Source organism: Pseudomonas sp. R4-39-08 (assembly GCF_003852275.1).
Taxonomy (GTDB): Bacteria; Pseudomonadota; Gammaproteobacteria; order Pseudomonadales; family Pseudomonadaceae; genus Aquipseudomonas.
In genome coordinates, this window is sequence record NZ_CP027733.1 from 5,324,993 (window position 1) to 5,336,340 (window position 11,348).

The following is an 11,348-nucleotide window of genomic DNA, read 5'->3' on the forward strand; positions in this document are numbered from 1 at the left end:
CTGACATGCGTGTCGCCCTGTACCAATGCCCGCCACTGCCGCTGGACGTGGCCGGTAATCTCAAGCGCCTGCAGCAACTGGCGCATGAAGCGTCGGGTGCCGATGTGCTGGTGCTGCCGGAAATGTTCCTGACCGGCTACAACATTGGCGCCGAAGCCACAGGCGCCTTGGCCGAGGCCCGGGATGGCGAGTCGGCACACACCATTGCTGAAATCGCGCAAAGTGCCGGGTTGGCGATTCTGTATGGTTACCCGGAGCGGGCCGAAGACGGCCAGATCTACAACGCCGTGCAGTTGATCGACGCCCACGGCAAACGCCTGTGCAACTACCGCAAGACTCACCTGTTTGGCGACCTCGACCACGCGATGTTCAGCGCGGGTGAGGATGACTTCCCGCTGGTGGAAGTGAACGGCTGGAAGCTGGGTTTCCTGATTTGCTACGACCTGGAGTTTCCGGAAAACACCCGGCGCCTGGCCCTGGCCGGTGCCGAACTGATCCTGGTACCGACTGCCAATATGGTGCCGTTCGACTTTGTCGCCGACGTCACCGTGCGGGCCCGAGCGTTCGAGAACCAATGTTTCGTGGCCTATGCCAATTACTGCGGGCACGAAGACGATATTCACTATTGCGGCCAAAGCAGCATTGCCGGGCCCGATGGCCAACGCATTGCCCAGGCGGGCCTGGATGAAGCGTTGATCGTCGGCACGCTGGACCGGCAATCGATCCTCGATGCCCGCGCCGCCAATCATTACCTGCATGACCGTCGCCCCGAGCTTTACGGCGCGCTGCACAAGCCCTGATCCACCGGGTTTGCTAGCATAGGCGCTTCCCCCGCTTCGGAAGTGCCCATGCCTGCGTCGGTTCTCGCTCAACCCCTGCACCTCACTCTGGCTAATGGCCTGCGCATTTGCCTGCGCCATGCACCGCGTTTGAAGCGCTGCGCGGCTGTTTTGCGCGTGGCTGCCGGCAGCCATGACGCGCCATTGGCATGGCCGGGGCTGGCGCATTTCCTTGAGCATTTGTTGTTCTTGGGAACCGAGCGTTTTCCGGCAGACGATGGGTTGATGGCCTATGTGCAGCGCCATGGCGGGCAAGTGAATGCCAGCACCCGCGAGCGCACTACCGAATTCTTTTTTGAGCTGCCGGTTCCGACCTTCGCCGATGGGCTCGTGCGATTGGCCGACATGCTGACGCACCCTCGCCTGGCCCTCGACGACCAACTGCGCGAGCGCGAAGTGCTGCACGCCGAGTTCGTCGCCTGGTCGCAAGATGCCAAGGCGCAGCAACAGATGGCCTTGCTGGAGGGGCTGGCCACTGATCACCCGCTGCGCGGCTTTCATGCGGGCAATCGCGACAGCCTGCCAGTGGAACATGAGGCTTTTCAGCAGGCGTTGCGCGAATTTCATCAGCGCTTCTATCAAAGCGGGCAGATGACGTTGAGCCTTGCCGGCCCACAATCGCAGCAAGACCTGGAAGCGCTGGCGCAGCAATTCAGTGCGCAGCTGAACGGCGGCCCGCTGCATCCCCAGGCAGCGCCACCGGCGCTGATGGCTAGGCAAGCCAGGGGCTATCAACATGTTGCCGATCATCATCTGCATCAGGTCATCACCTGTGACGCACCGCGCGAAGCGCTGGCATTTCTCTGTACCTGGCTCAACAGCCCGGCGCCGGGTGGCTTGTTCGCTGAACTCAAAGCGCGACACCTGGCGACTGCCTTGCACGCCTCGGTGCTGTATCACTTTGCCGGACAGGCCGTGCTGGATATCGACATCCAAGGCGAAGCGACGACACAGATCGAGGCGCTGCTGCACGACTGGCTGAGTTTTTTCGCACACAGCGACTGGACGCCCCTACGTGAAGAGTTCGCCTTGCTCACTGCTCGCCAACAGCAAGTCCAAAGCGCCCTGGGGCTGGCACGCAACGACCTCGAAGACGTATCGGACCAAAGTCTCGCAGCACTCAAGGCCATGCTCGACGCACTGCATCTGCCGCCCGCCAGGCATGAATGGCAGCTTGCGCCGGCTAACCCGTTTCTTCGTCCGGCCGCTCAAGAAGAACGTGCCGGCTTGATTCGCGGCCAGACCAGCGCCCACCGGGGCTTGCGCACATTTGCCCAGGACCGCTTACGGGGCCGACGGGAAACATCGGCGCTGATATTCAGCCAGGCATTGGCCAATGACACCGATGAAGGCGCCCTGTACCTGCGCTGGCGATTTGAGGGCGCCGTGCCTGCTGGCCTGGACGGCCTGTTACAACCGCTGCGCGACAGTGCCGGTCAAGCGGGCGTCGAGTTGGTTTTCGAAACCATCGCCAATGACTGGCAGGTAAAAATGCTCGGCTTCCACGAGCCGATGCCGGCCGTGCTTGAAGCGCTGACGCGCTGCTTGAGCACTGCCGCTGAACACTTGGCGCCTCCACCCCCGGCACCGATGATTGCCATCCGCGAATTGCTCAAGGCGTTGCCCGCCTGCTGTGCCGGCGTTCAGCCGACGCCCCAAGCGACGCCAGCACCGTGGGCCACCGCCCGCTGGCAAGGGCTGGGCTCAGGGTTGCCGGCAGCCTGTGAAGCGGCGATCAAGACCGCAGCAGCCCGCTTGCCTGGGCAGCCTGCGCCTTTGCAATACGAGCCTCGACCGCTCAAAGGTCAGCGTCGCTGGCATGAGATCAACACCGCGTCCAGCGAAGCGGCGATGCTGTTGTTTTGCCCGACACCCACTCACGCCCTGTCCGATGAAGCCGCCTGGCGCTTGCTCGGTCATCTGCTTCAGGGCCCGTTCTACCAGCGCCTGCGGGTCGAACTGCAAATCGGCTACGCCGTTTTCAGTGGCATCCGACAGGTCAATGGGCAGACCGGCTTGCTGTTCGGCGTGCAGTCTCCCAGCGCGTCCCTGGGTGAGATCCTCGAACAGGTGCAGACGTTCCTGGCACAACTGCCGTCGTTGATCGAGCGCAGCGCAGACATGGGCAACGAGGCCTTGGCGCAGCAATTCACTGCCCAATCCCTGCCGATGGCCCAAGCCGCCGACTTGCTGTGGCATGCGCAGTTGGCGGGCCACTCATCGGGTTACCTGGAGCGATTACAAGATTTGATACAAAGCTGCTCGCGGGACGATATGCGGCGCGCCGTGCAACAACTGAACAACGCCACAGGCGGCTGGCGCTGCATTGCCAATGGCCCGTGCATCGGGGCGCGCTGGCAGCCAGCGGCGTGATCATTGCCAACCGTGCAACAGGCTTTTTCTTTCGAGACAGCGCTAACTCGAAAAGAATTGCGTAATATTCCCACGCAATATCTGAACATCTCCCATGGGAGGTGGACTATATGTACTACTTGGTAGTGAACATCCCGTCCCTTGATAGGAGTATGAATATGACCTGGTCCAAACCTGCTTACACTGATTTGCGCATCGGTTTCGAAGTCACCATGTACTTCGCCAGCCGTTAATCCGCTGGGTAATACAACGCCTCGGTTCGCCCGGGGCGTTTTTGTTTTGAGCTGTGCTTGATGGAGCGATCATGTTTGTCCAGATTCTAGGTTCCGCCGCCGGCGGCGGCTTCCCGCAGTGGAACTGCAACTGTGTGAATTGCGCAGGTTTTCGTGATGGTAGCCTGCGGGCCCAGGCGCGGACCCAGTCGTCCATCGCGATTTCCGATGATGGTGTGAATTGGGTACTGTGCAACGCATCGCCGGATATCCGCGCACAACTGCAGGGGTTTGCGCCGATGCAACCGGGCCGCGCCCTGCGTGACACCGGCATCAGCGCGATCATCCTGATGGACAGCCAGATCGACCACACCACCGGCCTACTGAGCCTGCGCGAGGGCTGCCCGCACCAGGTGTGGTGCACCGATATGGTCCATGAAGACCTGAGCACCGGTTTCCCGCTGTTCACCATGCTCACGCACTGGAACGGCGGCCTGGCCTGGAACCGTATTGAGCTGGACGCCAGCTTCACTATCCCGGCCTGCCCCAACCTGCGCTTCACGCCACTGCCGCTGCGCAGCGCCGCCCCGCCGTATTCGCCGCACCGCTTCGACCCGCACCCGGGCGACAACATCGGCCTGATCGTCGAAGACCTGCGCACCGGTGGCAAACTGTTCTACGCCCCAGGCCTGGGCAAGGTCGACGCACCGCTGCTGGACATCATGGCCGGCAGCGACTGCCTGCTGGTGGACGGCACGATGTGGGACGACGACGAAATGCAGCGCCGTGGCGTCGGCACCCGCACCGGCCGCGAAATGGGCCACTTGGCGCAAAACGGTCCTGGCGGCATGCTCGAAGTGCTGGAACAGTTGCCCGAGCAGCGCAAAGTGCTTATCCACATCAACAACACCAATCCGATCCTTGATGAAGATTCCCCCGAGCGAGCCGAGCTGGTGCGGCGTAATGTCGAAGTAGCCTACGACGGCATGAGCATCGAGTTGTAGGAGACTCATATGACTGATACACCGATGACCCCTGAAGCATTCGAACACGCCCTGCGCGCCAAAGGCGCCTTCTATCACATCCACCACCCGTATCACGTGGCGATGTACGAAGGCCGCGCCACCCGCGAGCAGATCCAGGGCTGGGTCGCCAACCGTTTCTATTATCAGGTGAACATTCCCCTCAAGGACGCGGCGATCCTGGCCAACTGCCCGGACCGGGAAATCCGTCGCGAATGGATCCAGCGCCTGCTCGACCACGATGGTGCGCCCGGAGAAGACGGCGGCATCGAAGCCTGGCTGCGCCTGGGCCAAGCCGTCGGTCTCGACCCGGACCAACTGCGCTCCCAGGAACTGGTATTGCCCGGCGTACGCTTTGCGGTAGACGCCTACGTCAACTTCGCCCGCCGCGCCAGTTGGCAAGAAGCCGCCAGCAGCTCCTTGACCGAACTGTTCGCGCCGCAGATCCACCAGTCGCGCCTCGACAGTTGGCCGCAGCATTACCCGTGGATCGACCCGGCCGGCTACGAATACTTCCGCACCCGCCTGGGCCAGGCCCGTCGCGACGTGGAACACGGGTTGGCGATCACCCTGCAGCACTACACCACCCGTGAAGGCCAGGAGCGCATGCTGGAAATTCTCCAGTTCAAACTGGACATCCTGTGGAGCATGCTTGATGCCATGAGCATGGCCTACGAACTGAACCGCCCGCCGTATCACAGCGTGACCGCGCAGCGGGTCTGGCATAAAGGGATCACCCTATGAGCTTTGATCGCAGCAGAAAACCGGCCTGGCGCCAAGGCTATCGCTACCAGTACGAACCCGCGCAAAAAGGCCATGTGTTGCTCTACCCCGAAGGCATGATCAAGCTCAACGACAGCGCCGCGCTGATTGGTGGCTTGATCGACGGTGAACGCGACGTGGCCGCCATCATCGCCGAGCTGGACCGGCAATTTCCCGGCGTGCCGGAACTCGGTGATGACATCGAGCAATTCATGGAGGTCGCCCGTGCCGAGCACTGGATCACCCTTGCCTGAAAAACCCGCCATCGGCCTGCCGCTGTGGCTGCTCGCCGAGCTGACTTACCGCTGCCCGCTGCAGTGCCCGTACTGCTCCAACCCGCTGGATTTTGCCGAGCAGGGCAAGGAGCTGAGCACCGAGCAATGGATCAAGGTCTTTCGCGAGGCCCGCGAAATGGGCGCTGCGCAGCTCGGGTTTTCCGGCGGTGAACCGCTGGTGCGCCAGGACCTGGCCGAGTTGATCTTTGAAGCGCGCAAACTGGGGTTCTACACCAACCTGATTACCTCAGGCATTGGCCTGACCGAACAGAAGATCAGCGATTTCAAAAAGGCCGGCCTGGACCATATCCAGATCAGCTTCCAGGCCAGCGACGAACAGGTCAACAACCTGCTGGCCGGCTCGAAAAAAGCCTTCGCGCAAAAGCTCGAAATGGCCCGGGCGGTGAAAGCCCACGGTTACCCGATGGTGCTGAACTTCGTCACCCATCGGCATAACATCGACAAGATCGACCGCATTATCGAGCTGTGCATTGCCCTCGAGGCGGATTTTGTCGAGCTTGCCACCTGCCAGTTCTACGGCTGGGCGCAGCTCAATCGCGTGGGGTTATTGCCGACCAGGGAACAACTGGTACGCGCCGAACGCATCACCAACGAATACCGCGCCAAGCTTGAAGCCGAAGGCCACCCGTGCAAGTTGATTTTCGTCACGCCGGATTACTACGAAGAACGCCCGAAAGCCTGCATGAATGGCTGGGGCAGTATTTTCCTGACCGTGACACCGGACGGTACCGCCCTGCCCTGTCATGGCGCCCGACAGATGCCGGTGCAGTTTCCCAATGTGCGCGACCACAGCATGCAACACATCTGGTACGACTCGTTCGGTTTCAACCGTTTTCGCGGCTACGACTGGATGCCCGAGCCGTGCCGTTCATGCGATGAGAAGGAAAAGGACTTCGGCGGCTGCCGTTGCCAGGCCTTCATGCTCACGGGGGATGCGAGCAACGCCGACCCGGTGTGCAGCAAGTCCGAGCAGCACGGCATCATCCTTCAAGCGCGGGAAGAAGCCGAACATGCCACCCAGACCATCGAGCAACTGGCGTTTCGCAATGAGCGCAATTCACGCCTCATCGCCAAAGGCTGAGGGCCTCAGCGCTTGGCGATGATGTACACCGCGTGAATGATGCCGGGGAAGTAACCGCACAGGGTCAGCAGAATGTTCAGCCAGAACGCGCCGCCGAAACCTACTTGCAGGAACACACCCAGTGGCGGCAGCAGAATGGCGATGATGATACGAATGATGTCCATGGGTCAGCTCCAGAAATCGGCTCGTGTGAGCCGTGTAGCTAATCGACCTTGGCGCTTCGTGAGGGTTCAGTGGGTTCTGGCGTTGGGCCATCCTTTAATCAACAGACAAAAAAACGCCCCCAGCCAAAAGAATCAGGCTGGAGGCGCCGCGTATCCCCGCGAGACGGTTCAGGAAGTCGAGGTCAGACAGCGATGCCCTTGCGGCATTGCAGTTGGGCGGTACGTACCCGAGAGAAGGCACGGGCAAGGCGCAGAAGCATTTCGTCGATGTGGTTTTTGCTGACATTCAGGGCGGGGGTAAAGCGCAGACAATCAGGCTGCGTAGCGGTGAGGATCACGCCTTCGTGGAGCGCGGCCTTTACTACCGCAGCCGCAGAATCGTCCGATAGCGTGAGGCCCCATAGCAGACCGTTGCCGCGCAATTGTCCGTGTTCATAACGGTGGGCCAGGCGCGCGAGGCCCTCTGCCAGGTAGTGGCCAGATTCGCGTACCAGTTCGAAAAAGCCACTGGCCAACACGGCATCGAGTACCGCGCTACCCGCTGACGCCATCAGCGCATTGCCGTGATGCGTGCCGTCCAGCTCGCCCGCCTCGAAGCAACAGGCTGTGCCGCGCGCCAGCAACGCCGCCAGGGGCACGCCACCGCCCAGGCCTTTGCCGAGGGTAATGATGTCGGCGCGCACGCCGTATTGCTGTTCGGCGAGCAGGCTGGCGCAGCGGCCGATGCCGGTTTGCACTTCGTCAAGAATCAGCAGGATCCCCAGCTCGCGGCACAGGCGTTCGACGCCTTTGAGGTAGTGTTCGGTGGCGGGAATGACACCCGCTGCGCTCTGGATTGGCTCCAGCATGATGGCGACGGTGTGCGCGTCGACGGCAGCGTGCAGCGCCGGCAGATCGTTGAACGGCACATGACTGAAGCCCGGCAATAGCGGGTCGAAAAGGTTTTCGCGGGCAACGGCCGAAGCCGACATCGCTGCGAAACCATGGCCATGGCAGCCGTTACCCGCCGTGATGATGTGATAAGCGCCGCCGCGATGCAGTTGGCCCCACTTGCGCGCCAGTCTGATCGCGGCTTCACAAGCTTCCCCACCGCTATTGAGCAGATAGGCCTGATCGCTGCCGGTGTGATGGCACAGGCGCTCAACCAGGTCGAGCTGAGCCCGGTTGTGCAAGCCCATGCCAGGATTGATCACGGTTTGCATCTGTTCAGCAATGGCGTCGCGCACCGCTTGTGGACTATGGCCTAGGCTGTTGGCACCGCCGCCCTGGCTGAAATCCAGGTAGGCACGGCCGTCGCTGTCCGACAGCCAGGAGCCGTGACCCTGGACGAACACCTCGCAGGGGCGCGCGACAGTAGGCATCAGGCAATGGCTGGAAAAATCACGATGCGGATCATGAAGCACCAGGTCGTCAAGGCTCGGCGCGCCGCGCCGGAACAGGTTCACAGTTCACCCCTGACAGCAACCGGACCTTGGTCGGTAACGGGTTCAAGCCCAGTGCTGAGGTGTTTTGCCTTGCCTATGTAAACGCCATTACCAAAAACGTTATTCATTGCCCGATCCGGCCCTGTAAGCCCTGCGAATAGGCGCTAGACTAGGCGTCTCAAGGGCCCACGGCCATTTCGATTTTCCAGCTTTTTCGATAAGCAAATCTTATGGATTTCAAGCAACTGCGTTATTTCGTCGCGGTGTATGAAGAAGGCCATGTAGGCCGTGCCGCCGAGCGTCTGTCGATTTCCCAACCGGCCTTGTCGCAGCAGGTTCGCCAACTGGAACAGAACCTGGACGTGAGCCTGTTCGAGCGCAGCAGCAAACGCCTGCTCCCCACGCTGGCGGCCCACACGCTGTACAACCATGCCTTGCCCCTGATCGACGGCATGCAGCAAGCGGTGGAGGCGTTGCGCAACTTCAAAGGCCAGGCGATGCGCACCTTGGCCATCGGCGTGCTGCAAACCGTGCACACCAGCCTGGTGCCGCAGATGCTCGAGCGGGTGCGCAAGGCCCAACCTCACTTGGTGGTGCAAATCTACGAATTGACCGGGCTGGAAATCGAGCGGCGGCTGCTCAATGGCTCGCTGGATATCGGTATCAGCTACCTGCCACCGCGCCAGCCGGGCCTGCATGGCGTGTTGTTGTATGAAGATGAATTGAAGGTGGTCATCCCTGAGCACCATCCCTTGCGGGAATTCAAGAAGGTCTCGCTGAAACAGGCAGCCGAGTTGCCGATGTTGCTACTGGGCGAGGAATTTCAGGTGCGCCAGATCTGGCAGGCCCAGTTGGCCAACCTGGGCCGGCGCCCGCAGGTGCAGGCAGAGCTCAATACCATGGTGGGGATTCTCGACAGCCTGCCCCACACCCAATTAGCCACTGTGCTACCGGGGCGTTCGCAGGACGAACACAACAGCCAGTCGCTGCTGTGGAAACCCTTGAGCGAACCCAGGGTGCCGTTGAAAGTCGGATTGGTGTGCCGTGACGTGCAGCGCCAGCAAGCGACGGTGGCATTGCTGCGCACGTTGCTGGAAGACGTGATGAATGCCCCGCAGGCAGGCGCCTGACTTTTTCGCGGGCAAAAGAAAACCCCGCCGAAGCGGGGCTTTGCAGACTGTTTCCCTGACATCCATTTCACTCCGCCATCCTGGCAGAATCCTACGTGTCCGTGTTGTTGCTTTGCGCTTCCTGCGCGACGTCCATGTGAAGTAGATTATCCGTGGATCCAATATGGCGATAGAGGACGATTAGCAGCACGTCATGTAAGAGAATGCTTACATGCGCGCCTCACCCCCTAGAACAGCGCTTCATCCATCAGGAACAGCGATTCGCTACCGGCTTTTACCGACGCACTCAACGAGTGAATGCGTGGCAACAGGCGCGCAAAGTAGAAGCGCGCAGTGCCCAGCTTGCTGGCATAGAAATCCTCTTCGGCCTCTTTGCCCAACGCAGCCTTGGCCATGCGCGCCCACATATAGGCGTACGCCATGTAACCGAACGCATGCAGGTATTCCACCGAGGCTGCGCCGATTTCATTCGGGTTGGTCTTGGCACGGTCCAGCACCCAGGCGGTCAGTTCATCCAGGTTATCCACCGCCGCGCCGAGCGGCCGGGTGAACTCGCCCAATGCCTCGCCCGCAGTGGCGATGAACTGGCGGATCTCATCGGCGAACAAGGTGTAGAACGCGCCACCGCTGCCGACAATCTTGCGCCCCATCAAATCCAGCGCCTGGATACCATTGGTGCCTTCGTAGATCTGGGTGATGCGCACATCACGCACCAACTGTTCCTGGCCCCACTCGCGAATGTAGCCGTGGCCACCAAATACTTGCTGGCCGAGCACGGTGGTTTCCAGGCCCAGGTCCGTGAGGAATGCCTTGGCGACCGGCGTCAGCAACGCCACCAGGTTGTCGGCGCGCTCGCGGGCGGCGGCGTCTTCGCTGAACTTGGCGATGTCCAGTTGCGTCGCGACGTAGGTGGAGAACGCACGGCCGCCTTCGTTCGCCGCCTTCATGGTCAACAACATGCGGCGCACGTCCGGGTGCACGATGATCGGGTCGGCGGGTTTTTCCGGGGCCTTGGCGCCCAATGGAGAGCGGCTCTGCAGCCGGTCGCGGGCATATTCAATTGCGTTCTGGTAGGAGCGCTCGCCGGAAGCCAGGCCCTGGATGCCCACCCCCAGGCGCTCGTAGTTCATCATGGTGAACATCGCCGCCAAGCCACGGTTAGGCTCACCGACCAGGTAACCCACCGCTTCGTCGAAGTTCATCACGCACGTCGCGGAGGCCTGGATGCCCATCTTGTGTTCGATCGAGCCGCAGTTCACCGGGTTGCGTGCGCCGAGGCTGCCGTCGGCGTTCACCATGAACTTCGGCACCAGGAACAGCGAGATGCCTTTGGGGCCCGCCGGTGCATCCGGCAGTTTGGCCAGCACCAGGTGGATGATGTTTTCGGTCAGGTCGTGTTCACCGCCGGTAATGAAAATCTTGGTGCCGCTGACTTTGTAGGAACCGTCTGCTTGGGGCTCGGCCTTGGTGCGAATCATGCCCAGGTCGGTGCCGGCATGGGCTTCGGTCAGGCACATGGAACCGGCCCACTCGCCGGAATACATCTTCGGCAGATAGATGGCCTTGAGTTCCTCGCTGGCGTGGGTATTGATCGACACGCAAGCGCCCGAGGTCAACATCGGGTACAGGCCGAAAGCCAGGCTGGACGAGTTGATCATCTCTTCGACCTGTGCCGACACCGCCTTGGGCATGCCCATGCCGCCGTATACCGGGTCGCCACCCACACCGACCCAGCCGCCTTCGGCGTAAGTCGCGTAGGCCTGGGGGAAACCGTCCGGCGTAGTGACCGCACCGTCCGTCCAATGGCAGCCTTGCTCATCGCCGCCACGGCTTAACGGCGCGATGGATTTGGCGGTGACCTTGCCGGCTTCTTCGAGGATCGCTTCAACGGTTTCGGCGTCAACCGTGTCGGCCAGGGCAGGCAATTGGGCCCACGTCGTGGCGACTTCAAAAACTTCGTTGAGGACGAAGCGCATATCACGCAACGGCGCTTTGTAATCAGCCATGGCAAACCTCGTGAGAAGGTGAAAAGTGATTCGATAGGA

At 61.3% G+C, this 11,348-nt stretch carries 11 protein-coding genes; 8 read left to right on the forward strand and 3 right to left on the reverse strand.

Annotated features, from left to right (window positions below; translation table 11 throughout):
* The first annotated feature begins 5 nt into the window (after window positions 1–5).
* The 7 genes from C4J88_RS24700 (at window position 6) to pqqE (ending at window position 6,585) form a co-directional block, all read left to right on the forward strand.
* Window positions 6–800 (forward strand): carbon-nitrogen hydrolase family protein, encoded by a 795-nt coding sequence (locus tag C4J88_RS24700; RefSeq protein WP_124408345.1) that lies wholly within the window; start codon window positions 6–8, stop codon window positions 798–800.
* A gap of 48 nt (window positions 801–848) precedes the next feature.
* On the forward strand, window positions 849–3,212 hold the full coding sequence (pqqF, locus tag C4J88_RS24705; RefSeq protein WP_124408346.1) for a pyrroloquinoline quinone biosynthesis protein PqqF: 2,364 nt from the start codon (window positions 849–851) through the stop codon (window positions 3,210–3,212).
* 158 nt (window positions 3,213–3,370) lie between these two features.
* Window positions 3,371–3,445 (forward strand): pyrroloquinoline quinone precursor peptide PqqA, encoded by a 75-nt coding sequence (gene pqqA / locus C4J88_RS24710; RefSeq protein WP_003194766.1) that lies wholly within the window; start codon window positions 3,371–3,373, stop codon window positions 3,443–3,445.
* Window positions 3,446–3,516: 71 nt separating this feature from the next.
* Entirely contained in the window at window positions 3,517–4,428 is a 912-nt protein-coding gene (gene pqqB, locus C4J88_RS24715; protein ID WP_078739427.1) for a pyrroloquinoline quinone biosynthesis protein PqqB, read from the forward strand.
* A 9-nt stretch (window positions 4,429–4,437) separates the two neighbouring features.
* The gene (pqqC, locus tag C4J88_RS24720; protein WP_124368575.1) at window positions 4,438–5,190 is read left to right on the forward strand and encodes a pyrroloquinoline-quinone synthase PqqC; all 753 of its coding nucleotides are present in this window, start codon (window positions 4,438–4,440) and stop codon (window positions 5,188–5,190) included.
* The gene (gene pqqD, locus C4J88_RS24725) at window positions 5,187–5,462 is read left to right on the forward strand and encodes a pyrroloquinoline quinone biosynthesis peptide chaperone PqqD (protein WP_124368576.1); all 276 of its coding nucleotides are present in this window, start codon (window positions 5,187–5,189) and stop codon (window positions 5,460–5,462) included. Before pqqC ends, pqqD begins: the two co-directional genes overlap by 4 nt.
* Window positions 5,404–6,585: a pyrroloquinoline quinone biosynthesis protein PqqE gene (pqqE, locus tag C4J88_RS24730; protein WP_124364668.1), complete on the forward strand. Its 1,182-nt coding sequence runs from the start codon at window positions 5,404–5,406 to the stop codon at window positions 6,583–6,585. The genes pqqD and pqqE overlap by 59 nt, the downstream gene beginning before the upstream one ends.
* A gap of 5 nt (window positions 6,586–6,590) precedes the next feature.
* Here pqqE and C4J88_RS24735 read toward each other — a convergent pair whose 3' ends face one another.
* Both C4J88_RS24735 and C4J88_RS24740 read right to left on the reverse strand, forming a co-directional pair.
* The gene (locus C4J88_RS24735) at window positions 6,591–6,749 is read right to left on the reverse strand and encodes a YqaE/Pmp3 family membrane protein (protein WP_003194776.1); all 159 of its coding nucleotides are present in this window, start codon (window positions 6,747–6,749) and stop codon (window positions 6,591–6,593) included.
* A gap of 182 nt (window positions 6,750–6,931) precedes the next feature.
* Window positions 6,932–8,194, reverse strand: a complete 1,263-nt coding sequence (locus C4J88_RS24740) for an aspartate aminotransferase family protein (protein ID WP_124408347.1) — start codon at window positions 8,192–8,194, stop codon at window positions 6,932–6,934.
* A gap of 209 nt (window positions 8,195–8,403) precedes the next feature.
* On the opposite strand from C4J88_RS24740, the gene C4J88_RS24745 reads away from it, so the two are divergent.
* Window positions 8,404–9,303, forward strand: a complete 900-nt coding sequence (locus C4J88_RS24745) for a LysR family transcriptional regulator (protein WP_124368578.1) — start codon at window positions 8,404–8,406, stop codon at window positions 9,301–9,303.
* Between the two features lie 227 nt (window positions 9,304–9,530).
* Here C4J88_RS24745 and C4J88_RS24750 read toward each other — a convergent pair whose 3' ends face one another.
* Complete coding sequence (locus C4J88_RS24750) at window positions 9,531–11,309, reverse strand: acyl-CoA dehydrogenase C-terminal domain-containing protein (RefSeq protein ID WP_124408348.1); 1,779 nt, start codon at window positions 11,307–11,309, stop codon at window positions 9,531–9,533.
* Window positions 11,310–11,348 lie beyond the last annotated feature (39 nt).